This window comes from Psychrobacillus insolitus, assembly GCF_003254155.1.
Taxonomy (GTDB): domain Bacteria; phylum Bacillota; class Bacilli; order Bacillales_A; family Planococcaceae; genus Psychrobacillus; species Psychrobacillus insolitus.
The window spans coordinates 519,408-541,787 of sequence record NZ_QKZI01000001.1; the positions used below are offsets into that span (position 1 = coordinate 519,408).

The window sequence follows — 22,380 nt, forward strand, 5'->3', positions numbered from 1 at the left end:
AAGAAAATGAATTAACGGGTTACTATAGTCAAGGAAGAACCAGAAAGTTACTGTAATAAAAAAGGTAAAGGAATTGTATCTCCTTTCCCTTTTTTTAACGCTACTAAATAACATTTACATGGTATGACATAGTTTAATCCATTACCTTTAGATAGGAGTGGTGAACCGTATCATAAGTAGCCTCAAACAAATCATTTGAAGAAAAATTCTCAATTTCTTGAGGCTCAAATTTTGTTATAATATTAAAAAAAGAGTGGTGGGGTTGTTTTGTTTAGAGAAACTAAATTGATAAAAAAATTAGAAGAGAGAAACTCAAGGTTTTATTCTACTGTGTTGAATATTTATGAAGAGGTTGAATCATTATTGAATTCTCGAATACCACAAGTATTTCCTACATACACGCAGCATGATGTGGCACATTCTACCAGAATTATAAAGCACATAGAAAAAATTCTCTTAGATATAGATGAGCTTAATGATTTAGAGATAACATTAATAATATTATCTTCTTTATTACATGATATTGGGATGGCAGCAAATGAAGACGAAATAAAGAAAATTGAAGAAGGAAACTTAGTCTATAATAATTTAGATTATAATAGCTTTTTGGAAATGTTTAATGGTAATAAAATTGAAGCGACTCAAGACTATTTAAGAAGAGTTCATGCGGAAAGGTCAGCCAATTTTATTAAAGAAAATTTTAAAAAAAAATTAGTGATACCAGGTATGACAAACAAGTCATATTCTGAAGTTTTGGCTTTGATATGTAAATCTCACACTGAAGATATAATGTGGGTTAAAAATAATCTAGAAAAAGAATATGTTATTGGGGAATTTAAAATAGTACCCCAATTTTATGCAGTATTATTAAGGCTAGGCGATATTTTAGATTTTGATGGGGCAAGGACTCCACGAAGATTATATAATGCTATAAGCCCATCTGGTTATAGTAAAGAAGAATGGGAACAACATTTTGACATTGATAATACAGAAAAAGTATTTGAAGATTCTAGAGGAAAAAAGTCAATCCATTTTTATGGTAAATGTTCAGAGCCAAAAATACATAGAAAAGTTTTAAGCTATCTAGATTGGGTTAATCAAGAAATAATAAATGCAATTGAAATAACTAAAGAATTTGATGAATTTCATAAAATAGAAATCCATCCTAAAGTAATAGATAACATTAAGTCTGAAGAATATTCGATTGTTGATTTAAAATTTCAAATGAATTATAAAAATACAATTGAATTTTTAATGGGAGAATCTTTATATGGAGATAAAAAAGTAGGACTACGGGAATTGATTCAAAACTCCATAGATGCGTGCTTATTATTAAAAGAAATAAAATCTAGAAATAGTGAAAGTATCTATGAGGATTATCATCCCAAAATTCACATTATTTTTGATGGAACAAACAATATAGTTAGAGTAAAAGATAATGGAATAGGTATGAGTATTTATTCATTAAAAAGATATTTTTTAGAGGTTGGTGCATCATACTATAAGTCACAGGAGTTTTTATTAAGTGGATATAATTATGAATCTATCGGCAACTACGGTATAGGTTTCTTGGCGAGCTTTATGTTAAGTGATTCATTAAAAGTTCGAACGAGAGATTATACAGATAATAAACTTTTAGAAGTTGATATTTTTAAAGATAATGAATATGTTTCAATTAAAGAACAAGAAAATATTAACTTTCATGGTACAGAAATTATCTTAAACTATGACCAATTTTTTGATGTATTTGAAAGTGCATTAGAAGTTGAAAAGTATATTAAAGAAAATTATTTAATACAAGATTTTCAAATTATTATTGATGTTATAGATGGGGATAAAATTCAGGTCACAAATGATAAAAAAGAAAATAAACGAGAACTTAATTTGTCGAGATACTTAGATGGTATAGACGTTACTTTAATTCCCCCTAATCCTTTAATGCCTAGTTTTATTGAACATTTATCGGAAATCAAACGGGAAGAGATTTCATACTGTTTCGATGGAATAAAGGTTATAGATGTAAAAGAATGTAATATCCCTCTAGGAAACTATTTATCTAATAATAAACTTAAAACGGTTTCTTTTATGGGTGTTGAGTCTTCAAGTGAATTATATGATATTATTGCACTAGAAGAATATATTGATGATGTAGAGGTTTATTATAGAGAAAAACATCATGATGAAGACATAACAATAGCTATTTCACCAGGGATCGAAATAAAGAAATTTCCCACAACTCTAATTCAAACTGATGAAATAGTAAAGGGATTAAAATTTGAAGATTTAGAAGAATTTGATGAGTTTTATCATGAAAATTCATCCGGTACGTTTTTTTATAGAAATGAATTAATATTCTTTGGAATTGAAGGACTAAATAAATACTTAGAAATTAATTCATTCAGAAGTAAACCTAATACTACTGATTTTTTTGTAAGGAATGTTTTTGTCGAGAATTCGAATTTAATCTTTGATAATGGATTATATTTTGCAAAGAACAGGTTAAGGTTTGAGTTAAATATATCCAATAAACAAATTGTTCCTAATGTAGCAAGAAATGAATTGCTCAAATCAGATATTATGCTCTTAAGTAATTCTGTTCAGCAAGCATTATATTTACACATGTTAGATGAAATAAAGGACCCTATTGAAAAAATTATTTTTAAAGGATATATAAAAAAATATCATAATTATCAAAAAAGTTTATTAAAAGATGAATTTAAATCGATAATAAATAATTTATGATTATAAGGTAATTGAAAGTCTATTCAATGCAAAGATTCCTCATTATGATTAACCTTTGCATTAGAATAGATTTTTATTTTTAAATTTTTATTTTAAGTAAATTTGTTGCAGTTTGTTTGCTGCTAGTCATGTTACGGTGAACCGTATCATAAGTATGTGTGGTTTATTTAGGTAAGACGTAAAGGGCGTTTCAGTGCAACCAAGTATTTAACATAAACCAACCAGCATCTTGTGTGTTGCTACATATACTCCGCACATGTAGTTAGGGTAATTAAAAAATAGATGTTATTATCGCCCCCCTACTTCAAAATGAAGTTGAAATAGAAATTAAGCATAGTTAGATCAATTACTCTTAATCAAAAATTTCTTTCTAATAATATTTAAAAAGTACTTAGAATAAGAAAAGTTATAAGATATAATCTATAAAACTTAATATTAAATCCCATTAACAAGCGAAAACCGCAGGGAATATAACCACTTAATTTATTTTGGTGGTTATGTTCTACTGCGGTTTTTCTTTTCGAAAGGAGTGACACGTAAACATGCATAAAAATGTTGAAGATTACCCAATGATTTTGACCGCTGAACATATAGCTGAAATTTTGATGATTTCAAAACCAACTGCTTATGAATTGATGGAGCAGACTTCATTTCCATTGATTCGAATTGGTCGTAGTAAACGAGTTTTAAAAGATAAATTTTTTAATTGGCTTTCACAGCAACAGGTGTGCGGCTTATAAAAAAGGAAGTAAGTGGTCAAAATGAAATTAGATCACTTGCTTACCTTTATTAATACAAAATATTAAATGGAGGTTAGCAATAATAATGAGAGGTAGTGTAAAAAAGAGAGGTAAGGCTTATCAGTATGTAGTAGATGTCGGAAGAGATCCTTTTACTGGTAGCCGTAAACAAAAAACAAAAGGTGGTTTCAAACGCCAAAAAGATGCACAAGCAGCTCTTAACAAAGTGCTTAATGAAATTGATGTACAAGGATATATAGAACCAAGTAAAGAAATTTTTTCCTTTTTTATTGAAAGTTGGTTTACATCTCACTATGAAAAACGGATTAAAGAAACCACGGCATCTAATATTCAATCTCTAATTAATAAACACTTAATAAGAGAAAATCCATTTGCTGATAAACCTTTATCAAAGATTACGACAGAAGAAATTGATGCTTTTTATAACCTTAAAATTGATGAAGAGTATAAATCTAGTTATATTCGTAAAATGCATCAAATACTAAATCAAGCATTCAATCAAGCAGTTAAATGGAAAAGAATCAAATACAATCCGGTTATTGATGCTGATCCACCTGCTGTGACAAAAGAAGAGATGAAAATTTGGTCTTATGATGAAATCAATACGTTTCTTGAACACTGTAAGGGGGAAAGACATCATTTAACTTTCTTACTTGCGATTTATACAGGATTGAGACGAGGCGAGATTTTAGGGTTAAAATGGAGCGATATTGATTTGGTAAATAAAACGATTCGTGTTCAACGTTCGTTAGCATATATACCGAAAAAAGGTTATATTTTAACGTCAACTAAGACTCGGAAATCCAATCGAATCGTTCCAATTTCGGATATGGTTGTGAATGAGTTAGTTAAATACCGTAAACAACAAGAAATTTGGAAAGAGCAACTTGGTGAACAATATCAGGAGGAAGACCTTGTGATATGTACGGAAACAGGGTCAAAACAAGATCCTCGAAATGTGTTACGAGCGTTGAAAAGACTTATTACCACTTCAAACGTAACCCATATTCGATTCCACGATTTACGTCATACACACGCATCCATTTTAATTTCTAAGGGTGTTGATGTTGTGAAGGTGTCAAAACGTTTGGGACACGTTAATGCTAAAATTACCTTAGAAACATATGCCCACCTCGTTCCAGATGAAGATAACGATTTAGCAGATGTTTTTGAAAAAGCACTGGAAAAAATCTCGTGAGCAATTTGTGAGCATTTCCTAAAATTCGAGGTTTAGTACAGGAAGCGTTCCGAAAGAAAAAGCCTGTAAACGTTGTTATATCAACGTTTACAGGCTATGGCAAATGATGGTCCCGACTGGTCTCGAACCAGCGACCCCCACCTTGTCGAGGTGATGCTCTACCAACTGAGCTACAAGACCGAGAAGAAATACAAAACATCAATATAACAATGTTTCTATTTAGATTCTAGCATAAAAACTAGTAATGGTATATACCATTTAGCATCTTGTTAAATTTTCATATAAATGCTAATATATAGACAATTGAATTATTTGCGGGGGGACGCATTTTGCGTTGAGAAGGTAAAACCTGACCCTTAGAACCTGACAGTTAACACTGACGTAGGGAGCGATCGCTCTTTTGTCTTGTACAAAAGGGCCTTTATTTTGCGCTTACGTCCACCAAAAAGGAGGAAATAAGATGACATTTTGTGAAGAAGTACGGAAAGAAACAAATTTATATTGGGAAGGGAGTTTTGAACATCCCTTTGTAAAAGGAATTGCGGATGGCACGTTACCACTTGAAAAATTTAAATTTTACATGATGCAAGATGCATATTATTTAAAGCATTATACAAAAGTATTGGCGATTACTGCGTCAAAGGCTGAAACAAATGAAGATATTAATTTCTTTTTAGAAACTGCCCGTTATATTAATGAGGCAGAGCTCGAATTACACCGCACTGTTTTTCAAGAACTGGGTGTCACAGAAGAAGAGTTAGCACATTTTGAACCAGCACCAGCAGCTTACAATTACGTGAGTCATATGTATAATGCTGCCCATAACGGCGATGTTGCGGAAAGTTTTGCAGCCATGTTCCCTTGCCCGTGGTTATACCAAGAAATTGGTGGAAAGTATAAAGATGCAAAACCAGGTGTGAAGCTTTATGCAGATTGGATTGAGTTGTATAGTGCTCCCGAGTATAAAGAAAAGATTGACGTGCAAAAAGCGATGATGAATCGATATGCGTTAGAAAATCCTGCAAAAATACATGTCTTAAAGGCACATTTCTCAAAAAGCTGCTATTATGAGTGGAAATTCTGGGAAATGCCATGGACATTTGAAAACTGGGAAGAGGAAGTAAAACTTTATGAGTATATCTGATATTCGTCTAAAAAGTCCTTTAGTTCATTGCATCACAAATTATGTGGTAGCGAATTTCACTGCAAATGGCTTATTAGCTATTGGAGCTTCGCCCGTGATGGCAGATGAAGCTTCTGAAGTGGAAGAAATGGTGTCAATTGCGAATGCTTTACTAATAAATCTTGGAACCGTTAATACACGAACAAAAGAATCTATGTTTTTAGCAGGTAAAAAGGCGAATGCATTAAATATTCCGGTCGTGTTGGATCCAGTTGGTGTTGGTGCAACTACATTTCGACTCCAATTAACTCGTGACATCCTCGAAGTCGTTGATATTTCATTAATTCGTTGTAATATTGGAGAGCTTGCAGCGATTGCTGGTGTCGATTGGCAGGCAAAAGGTGTTGACGGTGGTAGTGGTCAGATGAATTTAGAAACTGTAGCAGTGGATGTAGCCAAAAAGCATAACTGCCTTGTTATTGTAACGGGAAAATCTGATTTATTAACAGATGGTAACAAAATAATACGAATTACAGGCGGACATAAACGAATGACAGAAGTGACAGGCACGGGTTGTTTATTAAGTGCGATTTGTAGTGCTGCACTTGCTTTTAGTGGTGAGCGTTTTGAAAACCTTCAAAAGGTTCTACAAGATTATAAAAAAGTAGCTACAAAAGCGAGTAAATCGACCCTATTAGGTTCCTTCCAAGTGGACGTACTAAATGCATTAGATGAAATTTCTAGAGGTGAACTGAAGTGAATATTGTGATGACAATAGCTGGCTCGGATAGTGGTGGTGGTGCAGGTATTCAGGCAGATTTAAAAACTTTCCAAGAGCTTGGCGTTTTTGGAACAACTGCTATTACAGCTCTAACTGCACAAAACACATTAGGTGTGGAAGGGATTTTTCCGACAACACCAGATTTTGTTCAACAACAAATTGATGTCGTTTTTAAAGATTTACCTGTAAAGGCAGTGAAGACAGGCATGCTGTTTTCAGCTGAAATTATTGAAGCAGTAGTAGAAAGTTTGCGAAATAAAGATGTTCAGCTAGTGATTGATCCAGTCATGATTGCTAAAGGTGGCGCAAGTCTTCTACAAAATGAAGCTACGGAAGCACTAAAAACAAAGTTACTGCCACTAGCGACGGTTTTAACGCCGAATATACCGGAAGCCGAAGTTATTAGTGGCTTGAAGATACAAAATGATGAAGACCTAGAACAAGCAGCGAAAAGAATTCTTACCACGGGTGTGTCCTGTGTTGTGATGAAGGGTGGTCATTTAGAAGGAGATCTAGCAACAGATACCGTATTCTTTAGCGACGGTACAAAATTTGCACTTCAAAGTGAACGGATTATTACAAAGCAAACGCATGGTACAGGGTGCACGTTCTCAGCAGCTTTAACTGCCTTTTTAGGACAAGGACGCTCGCTCAGAGATTCCATTATTGAAGCAAAGAAATTTGTGCAATTAGCCATAGAAAATCCATTGAATATTGGTCATGGAAACGGACCGACAAATCATTTTGCATACAACCAAGAAAATAGACAATGTGAGGTGACTATCATTGAAGCGTGAGCAACTAGAAGTGTATTTTATAATGGGCAGTCAAAATGTGAAAAGTAATGAGCCATTAGCTGTATTAGAAAAAGCTTTACAAGCAGGGGTTACTATTTTCCAGTTTCGAGAAAAAGGAGCAGATGCACGAACAGGTCAAGCTTATGAGGACTTTGCTCGTGCATGTCAAAAGCTTTGCCAAAAATACACTATTCCATTTATCGTCAATGATGATATAGAGCTTGCATTAAAATTGGATGCAGATGGCCTACATATTGGCCAAGATGATCTATCTGTAAAAGAAGCTCGTAAGCGTATAGGTGAAAAGATTCTCGGCGTATCTGTACATACGATGAGCGAGCTAGAAGTTGCTATACAATTTGATACAGACTATGTAGGCATTGGTCCAATTTATGGTACAAAATCTAAAGATGACGCGAAACCAGCAACAGGAACTCGTTTCTTAAATCAAGTAGCAACAAATTATCCTAGCCTTCCAATTGTTGGAATTGGCGGGATTACTCCTGAAAATACGCATGAGGTTATTCGTGCGGGAGGAGACGGAGTAGCTGTTATTTCAGCAATTTGCGAAAGTGAAGATATTCAAGCTACGGTCCAATTATTTAAGATTAACAAATAGTGAGACAAACAACTTCTTTTTCATCTATATGAAAAAGAGGTTGTTTGTTTTTATATAAGACTGTTATTCTTTTGCAGAGATTACACGACTCCTTTTAATGTCTTGCGTGCTTTGTTTCTTTAAAAAGATGCAATAATAATATTTTTCTTGGTTGAATTGCTAATCATATGTATAATACCCGTATAGGTATAAATGCGGAAAATTGGTATAGAGGTTAAAAAGCAGTATAATAAGTGGGTTCGTTACGGTTATTATGGGAATATGCCTATTAACAATAACGTTTAGGACTTAGTGTACAAGGAATTAATCATTTCCCTGTAAAATATAAATACTATTATTGTTAAAAAACGCAAAAATCGAATACCCTACACAGTATATTTTCGGATGAAAGGAATGACTTTTTTATGAAAAGTAAGGACTCGGTGAATGTAGAGCAATATGTTCATTCACCTGAAGCGCAGCAAAAGTTGTATAAACGTACATTATTAGTTGTTGTATTTTCACAAATATTTGGTGGTGCAGGACTTGCAGCTGGTATTACGGTAGGGGCATTGTTGGCACAAGAGATGTTAGGGGTGGAAAGTGTTGCTGGACTACCTGCAGCTTTATTTACACTGGGATCTGCGCTTGCCGCATTTGTCGTGGGAAGACTTTCCCAGCGTTTTGGCCGGCGTTATGGTTTATCTTTTGGTTTTATTGCAGGAGGAATCGGTGCAATTGGTGTTATTTTTGCAGCTAGTATGAATAGTGTGGTTTTACTATTCCTAGCATTGTTTGTTTACGGAGCAGGGACTTCGACGAATTTACAGGCACGCTACGCAGGGACAGATTTGGCAAGCGAAAAACAAAGAGCCACAGCTATTAGTATTGCGATGATTTCCACAACATTTGGTGCGGTGGCTGGACCAAATTTGGTAACTCCGATGGGGAAGGTTGCTACAGCTATTGGGTTACCTGCATTATCAGGACCGTTTATTTTGGCTGCAGTAGCTTATATTTTGGCGGGTCTTACGTTATTCATTTATTTACGTCCAGATCCATTGTTGGTTGCAAAAGCTATTGCAGTTGAGCAGGAGAAGTTAGAGAAACTGGATGTATCTTCCGTAACTAAGGTACTTCAAAATAAGGTAAATCGCATTGGAATTTTTGTCGGTGCAACGGTACTTATATTGTCCCATGTGATCATGGTTGCGATAATGACAATGACACCAGTACATATGCAAAATCATGGAAGTGGATTATCCGCGATTGGAATGATTATTGGATTCCATGTAGCTGCCATGTATTTACCTTCACTCGGTACGGGCATATTGGTCGATAAAGTTGGTCGGACCTTTATGGCAATTGCCTCGGGGGTTACATTGGCAATTGCTGGCTTACTCGCTGCTTTTGCACCTGGTGATTCGTTTATTTGGTTGATGATGGCTCTTGTTTTATTAGGCCTTGGATGGAATTTTGGTTTAATCAGTGGTACAGCAATTATTATTGACTCAACGAATATTCATAATCGTGCCAAAGTACAAGGCTCTGTGGATGTATGGGTAGCTTTATCTGGTACTGCAGGGAGTTTGTTATCTGGTGTAATTGTAGCCTATTCAAGTTTTGCTTTATTAGGATTTATAGGTACTTATTTAGCACTATTATTCATTCCTATTATTATTTGGGCTCATTTCAAGGGGAAAAATCAATCAGTTAGTTGATGGAATAGTATCCGTAAAAAGAATAGATGTTGAAAAAATGGCCCTTTGAAATGATAGATTTCAAAGGGCCATTTTTTTATTATCTTTAGTTAATATGACAAAAAAATGGGTGAACTATTCAAAGGGATTTTCATTTTGTCGTGTTCAGTGGGCGGATTGTCACTTTCGTGGGAGTTATTGTTGTGTTGAAAGGTCGCATTGTCACTTTCGCAAGATATATTGTCTCCCTTAGCCATACCCTTCCAGTTTTATGCTTATTATAGAAAGTAAAAAAGAACAAAAAAAGACCTGGCACTCAGTACCTGATCCTTTGATTGCAATATTTTATGGGGCATGTAGGGTTTGAACCTACGACCTGATGATTAAGAGTCAACTGCTCTACCAACTGAGCTAATACCCCGTTAAGTACATACTTAATTATATAACAATATTATTAAATTGCAAGAAAAAACTTCCAGTTGAATTTCTGAAAAAGGGTATATAGAATTTTTAAAAATCGTACTCATTGTAGAATGATTTTAAGCAAATTACTCATCCTAACGAAAAGGGAGATGAGAACAATTATGCGAAAAACATTTATAGCACTCGGAATATTTCTCACAGTTAATACAGTTCTAACACATATCCCATCCACCGTTCAAGCACAACAAGAAATCCCGTCCTACGCTAAATGGGGAAAGATCGCCATTGAAGAAACCCAAGCAAAATATCCCCAAGCAAATATTATTGACTACCTGCATGAAGGTAGTGAAACTAAAGGGAATTCTACCATTGAAAAGTTTAAGCTATGGTTAAAAGATGGTGAGAATGAATTCGGCGTATTCGTAAGGATTGAATATACTACTCAAACGGAAGCAGTGGTTAAGATTGACCTACAAGAAACTTCTAGATAAGCCCTCACAGTTTGGGCAAATAAGCTGAAAAGTATGCTTACTTTTAATAAAAAAGTAAATCAATCCTTTGTAGGAAAATCGAGGGAATTGTAATAATTACCCAGAAAAAAGAGTGGCAATACTAAACAGAATAGTCTGATATGAAACTATTATTATATGTTCTGCGTCATGATGACGTTAATCATTACATATGCACGCATACATAATGTAGGATTTTCATTTCGTGACCCAATTCTATTGGTCCTAACATCAAATAGATAATTAAAGTATGGAGGATAATTTAATGAGAAACATATTGTTTAAAGGATATATTGGATTTACACTTTTACGTCTGTATCCTAGAATATCTAGACTGAAAAAAATTACCGAAAAAAAAGAAAAAATACAATTTGTTGATAAAATGCTAGTTCCAGTCTTAGAACAAGTAATTAAAATAACGGGAGCAGATGTCACCGTTACTGGAGCAGAAAATGTTCCAGTAAATGAAGCAGTTTTGTATGTTGGCAACCACCAAGGAAACATGGATATTCCTTTACTGTACTTAACAGCACCACAAAAAATGAGTTTCGTTGCTAAAAAAGAAATGGTAAAACTTCCGATTTTCGGATTTTTAATGAAACAAAGACAATGCGTGTTCATGGATAGAGAAAACGTTCGTGAATCTATCAAATCCATCAATGAAGCAATTGATAATCTAAAACAGGGTTTTTCAATAGCTATTTTCCCAGAAGGTACAAGAAGTAAGGGTTCTGAAATGGGCGAGTTTAAAGTTGGTAGTTTGCGCATAGCATTAAAAGCTGGAGTAAAAGTAATTCCAGTGTCCCTTAGTGGCTCCTATAAGTTAATGGAAGAGACAGGAAAGATTACACCAGCTAAAGTATCTATCCATTACGGAAAGCCAATAGATTCGAAAGACTTCAAAGATACAAATGGACTTGCGCAAAAAGTTCTTTACGAAATACAAAAGCACATATGCATAAACAGTACTCCTCTACTTCAAATGCCATGAGTGTTAATCAAAAGACGCTTCGGCGACTAACATGATTTTGAACCATTAAAAACAGGTAGACATCTACCATTAGTACCCTTTAAATATTTCTACTTAATTGAATATCGATGATTTTAAAAATTAAGCAAAATGAATATACGACATAATCGTAAATAAGTGCAATAAGGGACTTTTCTCCTGTATTTGCACTTATTTTAAAATATGTCGTATGTCCATTTTGCTTATTTATGCTTTTCGCAGTTTTTTAGAAAATACTTTTTACTAATTCTTGTGTCATTTGGTTAAAGATTATGATTCTTTGCTGCTGAACCTAAATCTATTTTATTTATTGCAAGTGAACTTTTGTACTCATGTAATTAATTTTCAATATAGTTCTGAAGGAACCCTAGGTAATATAACTTCAACCTTGGTACCCTCATTTATTTTACTTGATATTTTTAGTCGCCCATCATGATTTTCAATAATTTTATAGCTTGTCATTAATCCCAAACCTGTTCCTTTTTCTTTGGTTGTGTAAAATGGTTCACCAAGTTTTGGAATTCGATCTTCAGGAATACCAGTGCCTTGATCGATAAAGGAAATGGATATTGTATCTTTTTCTATTGCCTTTACCTTGATGTCAATGATTCCACCATTTGGCATCGCTTCAATGGAATTCTTCAAAATATTAATAAACACTTGTTTTAATTGATTTTCCTCACACACAATCGTAGAAATTTCTGATTCAAATTCTACAATAATTTGAACATTGTTCATAATGGCATGCGTGTTGATGAGAGTAACAACGTCGTTTAGTAAAATTTTTATTTCTTTGTCTTTATATTCAACAGCAGTTGGCTTGGCCAATACTAAGAATTCACTAACAATAAGATTAATTCGTTCTAACTCGGCTAATACGAGATTGAAATGCACTTCGTCACTTTTATACTTGGCTTTGAATAATTGAATAAATCCCTTTATAGAGGTAAGTGGATTCCGAATTTCATGGGCGATACCTGCAGCTAATTGTCCTACAAGCGCCAGTTTCTCTGATTTTTGAAGGAGACCTTCCGTTTCTTCCTTTTTATTGGTAACATCTTTAAAAATGGAGAATATGCTTTCTTTACCTTCAAATATAATTAGACGAGTAGAGACTTCAACAAAAATATTTTTTTGATCCAGACGTACTATTTTTTGCTCCACATGATTTATTAACTTTTCTTTTTTCCTAAGTTTTTCCAACCGTTTCTTGGCTAATTCGTGATATTGAGGATTAATAAAGTGGTATATAGATTTACCAAGAATATCCTCCTTTTTTTGACCTCCAAGCATGTTTGTTCCGGCTTCATTGGTATAAACAATGATATTTTGGGAATAAATCAAAATGGCATCTGGTATCGTTTCAATTAAAATTTTATAGTTTTTTTCACTTTCTTCCATTCTCTCCATATAAAACTTCATTTTGTCATAATGTTTAGCAATAAACCAAAAAAGAATGATCGTTAGGAATAAATCAAGCATAAAATCTTTAATTGAAAATTCTCCTATAAATAGTACATGAATAAATTGGTACAGTATCACAACACTAGTGGCTGCAATGATAGAAATAATTTGTCTTTTTTTTCTCATAAAAACTTCCTCATAATTTAGTATGAATATCTTATAAACCGCATATGTTTATAGTCTTCGTGTTAACAAAAATGGCTTTCCCTGAAAATGCGGAGGGGGGATCAGAAACCATATTACCAGCCTAATACAAAAGTAAACGACGTGGGATCTTGATCTGTACTTAGCTTCTGATAAATCAAGCGTCATTCATGGAACTGCACTAGTAAGATGCAAATACTACCCCTGAAATTTGGTAGTATTTTGTTCATTTGGTGTCGCTTTGGAAGTTGAGTTACTTTAAATATATAACATTTTGAATTATTTACAATAAAAGAATAGGTAACTTCCTTAATTGTATGTTTGTTAAGATTATATTTTTTTCATGTAAATTTTTCGAAACTCTGCACTCAATATATGGAAAAATGTGTATAATGAGAAAAAAGGAGCACGATAAATTATGGATTCACTTTACGATAGAATGGAAACAGAAATGGTTGCAGGTTTTTTTTACTTCATAAACAAAAATATGGACAGCGGTATTCTATCCAATGCCATGCAATCAGAAATTAACCTAATTGAGCTTACTGCTAAAAGAAGAGGAATCTCATTAGTAGAACTGTATGAAAAAGGTTCGTATTTATATGAAATGGATAGACAAGCAATCTTAACGTGAACTACAGGACATAGCATCGACTGTCGAAATGCTCATATTTTAACAGAGGTTATTCTTTTAAATATAACTAATTTAAACCTTTTATAGCGTGGCTTAAGAAATACACAACCCGCGCTATTTCAATTACATACATAGCAATGCATTAGATAAAATGTCACCATCAAAGACAAATTGACAGCTAGCACTACTACACGCTTCAAATTATTAATTATGATTTTTAAAATAAAGCAAAATGAATATATGACATGTTCGAAAAAAAGTGCAGAAAAGAATCTTGTTTCCTGTATTTGTACTTTTTTAGTATTTTGACCCTGTGTTAGAAACATTCACGTTAATTCAAACAAACGTGAATGTTTAAATCTCCATGTTTGTATCTAGCGCAGGGATCAATCATTCATCCCAACTTCCCCAGCTCATCTAATAAAGCACGTCGTTTTGGATGCTTTTGCTTCAATTCTCCAATCAGTTGTTTAGCCTCCAGTTCGTAGCCGGCTTTTTGCATCTTTGTAATTGAGCGACAAACGTCTTGATAGCGTTTGCGGTCAGATGCTCGTGCTGCACTTATAGTAATGGTTTCTATGAAAAGTGCACAAACTTCTTCGTTATACGGTGCGGTTAAGTACGAATAATAGTTTTCGATTCTAGTAGGGGATTCTTTACAATAATCAAGAATACGCTCAGTCTGTTGTTCTTCGATAATCAGTGTACCGTATAGATGTGAATTTTGTTCTTTCAAATCGTCCAGGATTTTTTCGCGTGTAGAAAGCCATTCATCCGCTGGATAGAGCAACTTTAATTCTTCGTAATATTCATCGTCACGGCCATTCATTAATAATTCTATGGCTAATTCGCGCATTTCATTTGTATTGCCTAATTCTTTGTGCGCCGAAAAAGCATATCGTTTCCAATCGTACACGATTCCTGGTGAGTTGTGATCATGCGCTTGTCCGTCTATCGAAAGTTGTAATACTTTTGTATAATCACCTCGCTCGATAGCGGATATAATAACGCGTTCACGCATTTTGGCATCATTTATATTTTCTTCTAAAAACGTTTCAACTTCTTTTTTACTATATTTGGAGGCGATGAGTTGGTACTGTAATTCATTAAGCTCTTTATTAAAATACTCAGCACTCCAGCCATTTTCAGTTGTTTTCAGCGAAGTCAGTAGAGCGATGTATCTTACTTCAATTGTATCGTCGTGGCATAAAGGGATACAGGTACGAAGTAAGGAGATACTCCAGTCTGACCAATCATCCAATTCTTGAGTTAGTACTTGTTGTAGGACAAGTTCATACACTGTTTCGTACTGATCCCTACTCCACACATCCACACCTTCCCATATAAGTTGGATATAGAATAAGGGGTGGTAATAGTGGATAACATGATTCTCATTGATATTGAAACAGGTGGATTTCAAGTAGAGGATGGTATCCTTGAAGTAGGAATAGTCGTTGTTGAAAAGAACTCAATTGTAGAGGTACTGCATATTGGTGAAGCAGAGGATGAAGAACTGATTAATGAAGGAATGGGAGCAGGCTATATTTTTATTGAAGAAAATGACATCTATCGAAGATTATTCATAGATATACTTAGTCGATATGATTATCCTATAGTAGCTCATAATGCTTCATTTGACCGTAAGTTCCTTGTGCATTACGGATGGATGAATGAGGAGTATGTTGTTTATGATTCTATACGTGCGTTGAAAATATCTCATCCTCATTTATTCTCTTACTCATTAGGATTTGTAGTTGGATATTTTGGAGTGAAGCAAGAACATTCTCATACAGCTCTCAGTGATGTAATGGCATTGTTCGAAGTGTTACAAAAGGCGAATCCGCAATCATGGATTCCTTTGTTTAAGCCTCTGCCTAAAAAGTTCACTTCTACTGCAAAATCATTTATTGAACGTGGTATGAAGTTACAGGGTGAATCAGAAGTCTTTCATGGTAAACACATGGTATTTACAGGAACGTCACAGTTCCCTAGAATCTTAATGCAAGAAATAGCCGTTGCATGTGGGTCAACCGTAGGCAATACTGTGAATAAAAAAACGGATTTTCTGATTTGTGGGGAAAAGGTAGGGAAAAGTAAAATCATTAAGGCAATTGAACTTGATGTACCAATGTACGATGATGATTGGTTCATAGATATTGTTTTCAAAGACCTTTCTTTAGAACAAGTACTAACAGAAAATAAGGGTAATTATGATGGGAAAATAGTAACGGAGGCAAATTCCCCATATAAGCGTCTACACGAGTTTGAAGGGAAGAAAGTTAATGTGGCTTGTTTATCTTTACGTATGCAGAGCAAGATTGTTGAATTACTTGTAGGAATGGATGCAATCATTTCAAAAGGTTCAAATGCAAAAAATGTGGATTATATGATTTATAAAGATGGTGGAGATTACGTTATGTTAAAAGAAGCAAACGAACGAAACATCAAGCCGATTTCTGCTTCAGTCTTTAATCGTATGCTACTTAATTGAAAAGCAACAAATAAAAAAAGCTACCCTGTGTTAGAAACATTCAAGTCAATTCAAACAAACGTGATTGTTATGATTTTCATGTTTGTTTCTGACAAAGGGAAAAAAACTATAAAACGGAGGTAATTATAATAGCAGATATCAAATACGACATCATCGAAACGCTTGCGATATTATCTGAAGGAAGTAAAGGTTGGAAGAAAGAGCTGAATTTAATAAGCTGGAATGATCGAGAACCGAAATATGATATTCGGGAATGGTCAGAGGAGCATGACAAGATGCGTAAAGGCGTTACGTTTACATTATCTGAATTGCAGGCTTTGAAACAAGCGTTGAATGAATTACCTAACTTAGAATAATAAGAAAAGCGTTAGCGCCTATTTCTGCGTAAGGCAGCAAATGGGGAATATAAGTTGGTCTGCAAAGGTCGCCACATCTTGTGGCAATGCAGACATGACCCGCTTCGTGCGGGCCCGAGGCAGCTCTTCAGCCACCAAAGTCGATTCCCCATTTGGACCCCGAGGTGCAACGATCTTCTGCGACGAGCTTCGCGCAGGAGCACAGGCTGCTTGCGTTAGACAGATTATGCAGAATTTTTTTATACTTATCTTTAGAAAGAGGAGCTGTCTTGTACAGCTCCTTTGTCATGTTACATTTTTAAAACGAGTAGTCGCGCCGGGCTCTGAAGGTGTTCTTTTCGCTTCAATAAGAGTAGCCTATATATAATAGGAAACAAAAAATCATTGGAGGTTTTACTATGTATCGAAAAGAGCTGTTTGTTTTTAATGGAGATACACCCATTCCAGCGATTATTCGGAATTACGAAGTGAAGGATTTTCCAGACTTAATCCGTATCCAGCGAGAAAGCTTTCCACCACCATTTCCTTCTGAACTATGGTGGAACGAGGAGCAACTGTCCAATCATGTTAGATTTTTTCCCAAAGGTGCACTATGTATTGAAATTAATGGAGAAATCGTTGGTTCGATTACGGGATTGATTGTTCGTTTTGACCCACAACATCCTGAGCATTCCTGGAGTGAGATAACCGATGATGGGTATATTCGTAACCATGATGCGAGTGGCAATACACTGTATATTGTTGATATTTGTGTTCTCCCAGCCTATAGAAAACTAGGGTTAGGAAAATGGTTAATGTTTTCCATGTCTGACGTCGTTACACATTTAGGGTTGAAAAGGCTACTGGGTGGTGGAAGAATGCCCGGATATCATAAGAAAGCAAATGACATGACCCCGCAAGAATATCTTCATGCTGTTACAAAAGGGGATCTGAAAGACCCGGTTATTTCCTTTTTACTACGATGCGGTCGCACACCGGTACATATAGCCGCAAACTATCTGGAAGATGAAGAATCCTGTCATTATGGAGCACTTATGGAGTGGAAAAATCCTTTCTATTCCTAAGTAAACTGAATTTAGCTAGTTTTCTAGTTAATAAAATAATCCAGTGTCGAATATTGTCAATTATAATACTAATCTTTCGAAATATTAGGTATACTAGAAGAAAATAGGAGTGGTTAATTTGGCTAAAAAATTGGGCAAGTTAGAAGCAAAAAAATATGATCATTCTAAACCAGAATATAAAAAAGAGTTAAAAAAGTTACAATATCATTTACTTAGTCTACAACAAACATTATTAAATGAAAAAATTGGCCTAATACTAGTATTTGAAGGAATGGACGCAGCTGGTAAGGGTGGTGCGATTAAACGATTAACGCAACGTTTAGATCCACGAGGGTATGTAGTTCATCCTATTTCTGCTCCGCAGCAGCATGAACTTAGATATCACTATTTGGAACGCTTCTGGCGTAAACTACCTCAGCACGGACAAATCAGTATTTTCGATCGTTCATGGTATGGACGAGTATTAGTAGAACGTATCGAGAATTTAGCAACTAAAGCAGAATGGAAACGTGCTTATACTGAAATTAATCATTTTGAGAAAACGTTAAGCGATGAAAATTATATTATTATTAAACACTGGATCCACGTATCCAACGAAGAACAACTCAAACGCTTCTTAGAAAGAAAAACGGATCCATATAAAATGTGGAAACTGACGGATGAAGATTGGCGTAATCGAGACAAATTTGATTTATATATTGAAACGGCAGAAGAAATGTTTGAAAAAACAAATACTGAAAATGCGCCATGGCTTCTCGTTCACGGAGATGACAAGTTACATGCGCGTTTGACTGTCCTTACAAATATCATATACGAAATCGAAAGACAGCTAGATAAACGTGGAATCGAATATACACTTATTTCAGAAACAGTTGTAGTAGCGGATGAAATAGTAGAAGAAATGGCAGGAAATGATGTCGAAAAAGAAGAATAAACAAAAAAATACGGGAAATATGTATATTTAATAAATTACTTGTTGTATTTATACAGGACACATGATATATTATGTATATTAATACTAAAAAAACGTATATAAATGCAATGGAGGAATATTATAATGAATAAAAAAGTTGTTTTAGCATACTCAGGTGGACTAGATACATCCGTAGCAATCACATGGTTAAAAGACGAAGGGTACGAAGTCGTTGCAGTATGTTTAGATGTTGGCGAAGGTAAAGACTTAGAATTTATCAAAAACAAAGCGTTAACTGTTGGAGCTGTTGAGAGTTATGTTATTGATGCAAGAGAAGAATTTGCGAATGAATATGCACTAATTTCTCTTCAAGCGCATACTTGGTATGAAAACAAGTATCCATTAGTTTCTGCATTATCACGTCCATTAATCGCTAAAAAGTTAGTGGAAATTGCAGAACAAACAGGAGCAACTGCAGTAGCACATGGTTGTACAGGTAAAGGGAACGACCAAGTTCGTTTCGAAGTTTCGTTTAACGCATTAAACCCAGGTTTAGAAGTGATCGCACCAGTTCGTGAATGGGGCTGGAGCCGTGAGGAAGAAATTGCTTACGCAAAAGAAAAAAATATTCCAATTCCAATTAACTTAGATAGCCCGTTCTCTATCGACCAAAACCTTTGGGGGCGTGCAAACGAATGTGGTATTTTAGAAGATCCATGGGCTGCACCACCAGCTGATGCATATGATTTAACAGTTGCATTAGAAGACACTCCAGACACTGCAGATGTTATTGAAATCGAATTTTTAAAAGGTGTTCCAGTTTCAATTGATGGCGTAGAATACCCGTTATTTGAATTAATCTTAAAATTAAATGATTTAGCAGGGAAGCACGGAGTTGGACGTATCGACCACGTAGAAAACCGTCTTGTAGGTATTAAATCACGTGAAATATACGAAATTCCAGGTGCTCAAACATTATTACTAGCACATAAAGAACTAGAAGATATTACATTAGTAAAAGAACTTGCTCATTTTAAACCAGTTATGGAGAAAAAATTAACAGAGCTTATTTATGAAGGACTTTGGTTCTCTCCACTTAGAACAGCTCTTGTAGCATTCTTAAAAGAAACACAAGTATATGTTAATGGTACAGTTCGTGTGAAATTATTCAAAGGACATGCGATTGTAGAAGGCCGTAAATCTCCAAACTCTCTATATAATGAAAAACTTGCTACTTATACATCGGATGATGAATTTAACCATGCTTCAGCAGTTGGATTTATCGAACTTTGGGGTCTTCCAACAAAAGTTCACGCAATGGTGAACAAGGGAGCGGAGAAGGTGCAAGCATGACCAAACTTTGGGGAGGAAGATTCCAAAAATCTGCAGAACAATGGGTGGATGAATTTGGAGCTTCTATAAGTTTCGACCAAACACTAGTAATAGAAGATTTAGACGGCAGTATTGCGCATGTGAAAATGCTAGGCGATTGCAAAATCCTGCCTTCAGCAGATGTGGAGCTAATACTAAGTGGTCTTGAACAATTAAAAATAAGTGCAGCAGAAAACAAATTAGAGTTTTCTATTGCCAATGAAGATATACATTTAAATTTAGAAAAAATGCTAATTGATTTAATCGGACCAGTCGGTGGGAAATTGCACACTGGACGTAGCCGTAATGATCAAGTAGCAACAGATATGCACCTATTCTTAAAAAATAGAGTAGGAGAAGTGATCGAGTTAATCGAGCTTTTCCAAAAAACACTTGTGGCACAAGCAGAAGAGCATGTGGAAACACTTGCACCAGGATATACACATTTACAACGTGCGCAACCAATTTCATTTGCACATCACTTAATGGCTTATTTCTGGATGCTAGAACGCGACAAGGATCGTTTCAAAGATTCGATTAAACGTATCGACATTTCTCCACTTGGAGCAGGTGCCCTTGCAGGGACTACTTTCCCAATAGATCGTAAACTTTCTGCAGAGTATCTTGGATTTGCAAACGTCTATGCCAACAGTATGGACGCAGTAAGTGATCGTGATTTCATCGTGGAATTCCTAAGTAATTCTTCTATGTTAATGGCGCATTTATCTCGATTTGCTGAAGAAATTATTTTATGGTCAAGCTCGGAGTTTAACTTTATCGAACTAGATGATTCTTTCTCAACAGGTTCAAGTATTATGCCGCAAAAGAAAAACCCAGATATGGCTGAGTTAATCCGTGGAAAAACAGGCCGTGTGTATGGAAATCTAATGGGCTTACTGACTGTGATTAAAGGATTGCCACTAGCTTATAATAAAGATATGCAAGAAGACAAGGAAGGTATGTTCGATACTGTGCATACAATTGTTGGATCACTGAAAATATTTGAAGGTATGGTTCGTACTATGGATGTTCATAAAGAGCGTCTACACGATACTGTTCATAAAGACTTTTCAAATGCAACAGAACTTGCTGACTATCTTGCTGCTAAAGGACTTCCATTCCGTGAAGCACATGAAGTAACCGGTAAATTAGTATTCCTATGTATTCAACGTGAATACTTCTTATTGGATCTTCCATTAGAAGACCTTCAAGAAGCAAATAGCTTGATTGAGTCTGATATATACGACGTATTATCGCCTCTAGCTGCTGTTAGACGTAGAAATTCTCTAGGTGGAACTGGTTTCGATCAAGTAAAAATTCAAATTGCAGAAGCAAAAACTCTTCTATAGCAAAAAAACTGTAGACACTCAGATCCTTTGAGTAGTCTACAGTTTTTTGTATTATTAGAGGAGGATTGTGCAACTCATAGCGTTTGTGTGGAACTGCGGTGGCTTTGCGTGCAACTCATAGCGTTTGTGTGGAACTGCAGTGGCTTTGTGTGTAACTCATAGTGTTTGTGTGGAACTGCAGTGGCTTTGTGTGCAACTCATAGCGTTTGTGTGGAACTGCAGTGGCTTTGCGTGTAACTCATAGTGTTTTGCATGGTGTCTATTACTCGTAATCCGCTATTATTTACAGAATATTCCTAATGAAATACTATTAAATAATCCCTACTTATTGTATTCTTAATGTATGCTAAACGCTTTAATAATAACTATTTCGCCATGAAGGGGTATGAATTAATGAATACAGTTTTTATAGCAGGGCATGCGAGGCTTCCTGCGGGGATGGCTGCACAAAATATATATGAAACATTGACAATTACAGCAGAAATCGACAAAAAGTTTGGAGTGATTGTAACAGCAAGTTGTACATTAGCTACCGAACATGGACGAGATTTTATACACCATTTACTTAGAGGACATAGTTTACAAGATGGTATTGATAAGCCGTTAGCAAGTGTAAAAGATCATTATCTAGGAAAAGCAGGAAATGCGTTAATGTCAGCATTGAAAGATTTATATAAACATTATGAAGCATATGAAGCTTCTAAATAATAATTTACGTAATATTATAAAAATTTTGATTATTGTGTTTACAAAACACAATTCTTCATTTATGATTACTTTAATGAATCATGTTGAAACGTTCCAACGTTCATAACCACATGATCAATGTAAAAGAAAAGAACAAAACCAATACTGCCTAATCTGCAGAAAATTCTTTCCCGAATTTTTAGTCGTAGATAAAAAGCCAGTTTAAATTGACCAACAGCCTAGTCTGTAGTCTTTTTGAACTGGCT

General features: G+C 34.9%; 20 protein-coding genes, 2 tRNA genes and 1 riboswitch. Of the genes, 18 read left to right on the forward strand and 4 right to left on the reverse strand.

The genetic code is table 11. The features are described from left to right. Positions 1-267: 267 nt before the first annotated feature. The 3 genes from C7437_RS02530 to C7437_RS02540 all read left to right on the forward strand — a co-directional run bounded on the left by C7437_RS02530 (position 268) and on the right by C7437_RS02540 (position 4,701). Positions 268-2,742 (forward strand): HD domain-containing protein, encoded by a 2,475-nt coding sequence (locus C7437_RS02530; protein WP_111438062.1) that lies wholly within the window; start codon positions 268-270, stop codon positions 2,740-2,742. A gap of 542 nt (positions 2,743-3,284) precedes the next feature. Beyond that, positions 3,285-3,482, forward strand: coding sequence for a helix-turn-helix domain-containing protein (locus C7437_RS02535; protein WP_111438063.1), 198 nt, complete (start codon positions 3,285-3,287; stop codon positions 3,480-3,482). 85 nt (positions 3,483-3,567) lie between these two features. Next, entirely contained in the window at positions 3,568-4,701 is a 1,134-nt protein-coding gene (locus tag C7437_RS02540; protein WP_111438064.1) for a site-specific integrase, read from the forward strand. A 107-nt stretch (positions 4,702-4,808) separates the two neighbouring features. Here C7437_RS02540 and C7437_RS02545 read toward each other — a convergent pair. Further along, positions 4,809-4,881 (reverse strand) — tRNA-Val (locus C7437_RS02545). A gap of 126 nt (positions 4,882-5,007) precedes the next feature. Continuing rightward, positions 5,008-5,106, forward strand: a riboswitch (TPP riboswitch). A gap of 55 nt (positions 5,107-5,161) precedes the next feature. On the opposite strand from C7437_RS02545, the gene tenA reads away from it, so the two are divergent. The 5 genes from tenA to C7437_RS02570 all read left to right on the forward strand — a co-directional run bounded on the left by tenA (position 5,162) and on the right by C7437_RS02570 (position 9,721). After that, positions 5,162-5,845, forward strand: a complete 684-nt coding sequence (tenA, locus tag C7437_RS02550; protein ID WP_111438065.1) for a thiaminase II — start codon at positions 5,162-5,164, stop codon at positions 5,843-5,845. Continuing rightward, on the forward strand, positions 5,832-6,584 hold the full coding sequence (gene thiM / locus C7437_RS02555; protein ID WP_111438066.1) for a hydroxyethylthiazole kinase: 753 nt from the start codon (positions 5,832-5,834) through the stop codon (positions 6,582-6,584). The genes tenA and thiM overlap by 14 nt, the downstream gene beginning before the upstream one ends. Further along, positions 6,581-7,402, forward strand: a complete 822-nt coding sequence (thiD, locus tag C7437_RS02560; RefSeq protein ID WP_211309970.1) for a bifunctional hydroxymethylpyrimidine kinase/phosphomethylpyrimidine kinase — start codon at positions 6,581-6,583, stop codon at positions 7,400-7,402. The genes thiM and thiD overlap by 4 nt, the downstream gene beginning before the upstream one ends. After that, positions 7,392-8,021, forward strand: coding sequence for a thiamine phosphate synthase (thiE, locus tag C7437_RS02565; RefSeq protein ID WP_111438067.1), 630 nt, complete (start codon positions 7,392-7,394; stop codon positions 8,019-8,021). The genes thiD and thiE overlap by 11 nt, the downstream gene beginning before the upstream one ends. A gap of 404 nt (positions 8,022-8,425) precedes the next feature. Further along, positions 8,426-9,721, forward strand: a complete 1,296-nt coding sequence (locus tag C7437_RS02570) for an MFS transporter (RefSeq protein ID WP_111438068.1) — start codon at positions 8,426-8,428, stop codon at positions 9,719-9,721. Between the two features lie 327 nt (positions 9,722-10,048). On the opposite strand, the gene C7437_RS02575 is transcribed toward C7437_RS02570, so the two are convergent. Then, positions 10,049-10,121 (reverse strand) — tRNA-Lys (locus C7437_RS02575). Positions 10,122-10,284: 163 nt separating this feature from the next. Between C7437_RS02575 and C7437_RS02580 the strand changes: the two genes are divergently transcribed. Both C7437_RS02580 and C7437_RS02585 read left to right on the forward strand, forming a co-directional pair. Beyond that, a complete protein-coding gene (locus C7437_RS02580) occupies positions 10,285-10,614 on the forward strand; it encodes a DUF3889 domain-containing protein (RefSeq protein ID WP_111438069.1) in 330 nt (109 codons plus the stop codon). 283 nt (positions 10,615-10,897) lie between these two features. Next, entirely contained in the window at positions 10,898-11,623 is a 726-nt protein-coding gene (locus C7437_RS02585; RefSeq protein WP_170122299.1) for a lysophospholipid acyltransferase family protein, read from the forward strand. 363 nt (positions 11,624-11,986) lie between these two features. Here C7437_RS02585 and C7437_RS02590 read toward each other — a convergent pair whose 3' ends face one another. Then, positions 11,987-13,042, reverse strand: a complete 1,056-nt coding sequence (locus tag C7437_RS02590; RefSeq protein WP_245909191.1) for an ATP-binding protein — start codon at positions 13,040-13,042, stop codon at positions 11,987-11,989. 625 nt (positions 13,043-13,667) lie between these two features. Here C7437_RS02590 and C7437_RS02595 point away from each other — a divergent pair. Next, positions 13,668-13,883: a hypothetical protein gene (locus tag C7437_RS02595; protein WP_111438072.1), complete on the forward strand. Its 216-nt coding sequence runs from the start codon at positions 13,668-13,670 to the stop codon at positions 13,881-13,883. A gap of 394 nt (positions 13,884-14,277) precedes the next feature. Here the strand turns inward: C7437_RS02595 and C7437_RS02600 are convergent, their stop codons facing one another. Continuing rightward, positions 14,278-15,210 (reverse strand): hypothetical protein, encoded by a 933-nt coding sequence (locus C7437_RS02600; protein ID WP_111438073.1) that lies wholly within the window; start codon positions 15,208-15,210, stop codon positions 14,278-14,280. A gap of 57 nt (positions 15,211-15,267) precedes the next feature. On the opposite strand from C7437_RS02600, the gene C7437_RS02605 reads away from it, so the two are divergent. The 7 genes from C7437_RS02605 (at position 15,268) to C7437_RS02635 (ending at position 22,135) form a co-directional block, all read left to right on the forward strand. Continuing rightward, positions 15,268-16,374: a BRCT domain-containing protein gene (locus C7437_RS02605; protein ID WP_245909226.1), complete on the forward strand. Its 1,107-nt coding sequence runs from the start codon at positions 15,268-15,270 to the stop codon at positions 16,372-16,374. Positions 16,375-16,502: 128 nt separating this feature from the next. Next, positions 16,503-16,730, forward strand: a complete 228-nt coding sequence (locus tag C7437_RS02610; protein ID WP_111438075.1) for a YdbC family protein — start codon at positions 16,503-16,505, stop codon at positions 16,728-16,730. Between the two features lie 398 nt (positions 16,731-17,128). Then, positions 17,129-17,794, forward strand: a complete 666-nt coding sequence (locus tag C7437_RS02615; protein ID WP_111438076.1) for a GNAT family N-acetyltransferase — start codon at positions 17,129-17,131, stop codon at positions 17,792-17,794. A gap of 118 nt (positions 17,795-17,912) precedes the next feature. Beyond that, complete coding sequence (locus C7437_RS02620; RefSeq protein ID WP_111438077.1) at positions 17,913-18,728, forward strand: polyphosphate kinase 2 family protein; 816 nt, start codon at positions 17,913-17,915, stop codon at positions 18,726-18,728. Between the two features lie 123 nt (positions 18,729-18,851). Beyond that, a complete protein-coding gene (locus tag C7437_RS02625; protein WP_111438078.1) occupies positions 18,852-20,060 on the forward strand; it encodes an argininosuccinate synthase in 1,209 nt (402 codons plus the stop codon). Continuing rightward, positions 20,057-21,427, forward strand: a complete 1,371-nt coding sequence (argH, locus tag C7437_RS02630) for an argininosuccinate lyase (RefSeq protein ID WP_111438079.1) — start codon at positions 20,057-20,059, stop codon at positions 21,425-21,427. Before C7437_RS02625 ends, argH begins: the two co-directional genes overlap by 4 nt. 393 nt (positions 21,428-21,820) lie before the next feature. Next, a complete protein-coding gene (locus C7437_RS02635; protein WP_111438080.1) occupies positions 21,821-22,135 on the forward strand; it encodes a DUF3870 domain-containing protein in 315 nt (104 codons plus the stop codon). Positions 22,136-22,380: the final 245 nt, after the last annotated feature.

Bases quoted from the DNA above. Each gene is read 5' to 3' on its own strand.
- C7437_RS02605 (WP_245909226.1), top strand. From the start codon at position 15,268: ATGATTCTCATTGATATTGAAACAGGTGGATTTCAAGTAGAGGATGGT.
- C7437_RS02590 (WP_245909191.1), bottom strand. From the start codon at position 13,042: ATGGAAGAAAGTGAAAAAAACTATAAAATTTTAATTGAAACGATACCA.
- C7437_RS02635 (WP_111438080.1), top strand. From the start codon at position 21,821: ATGAATACAGTTTTTATAGCAGGGCATGCGAGGCTTCCTGCGGGGATG.
- C7437_RS02595 (WP_111438072.1), top strand. From the start codon at position 13,668: ATGGATTCACTTTACGATAGAATGGAAACAGAAATGGTTGCAGGTTTT.
- C7437_RS02540 (WP_111438064.1), top strand. From the start codon at position 3,568: ATGAGAGGTAGTGTAAAAAAGAGAGGTAAGGCTTATCAGTATGTAGTA.
- C7437_RS02535 (WP_111438063.1), top strand. From the start codon at position 3,285: ATGCATAAAAATGTTGAAGATTACCCAATGATTTTGACCGCTGAACAT.
- C7437_RS02570 (WP_111438068.1), top strand. From the start codon at position 8,426: ATGAAAAGTAAGGACTCGGTGAATGTAGAGCAATATGTTCATTCACCT.
- C7437_RS02580 (WP_111438069.1), top strand. From the start codon at position 10,285: ATGCGAAAAACATTTATAGCACTCGGAATATTTCTCACAGTTAATACA.
- C7437_RS02615 (WP_111438076.1), top strand. From the start codon at position 17,129: ATGTATCGAAAAGAGCTGTTTGTTTTTAATGGAGATACACCCATTCCA.
- C7437_RS02585 (WP_170122299.1), top strand. From the start codon at position 10,898: ATGAGAAACATATTGTTTAAAGGATATATTGGATTTACACTTTTACGT.
- thiM (WP_111438066.1), top strand. From the start codon at position 5,832: ATGAGTATATCTGATATTCGTCTAAAAAGTCCTTTAGTTCATTGCATC.
- tenA (WP_111438065.1), top strand. From the start codon at position 5,162: ATGACATTTTGTGAAGAAGTACGGAAAGAAACAAATTTATATTGGGAA.
- argH (WP_111438079.1), top strand. From the start codon at position 20,057: ATGACCAAACTTTGGGGAGGAAGATTCCAAAAATCTGCAGAACAATGG.
- C7437_RS02625 (WP_111438078.1), top strand. From the start codon at position 18,852: ATGAATAAAAAAGTTGTTTTAGCATACTCAGGTGGACTAGATACATCC.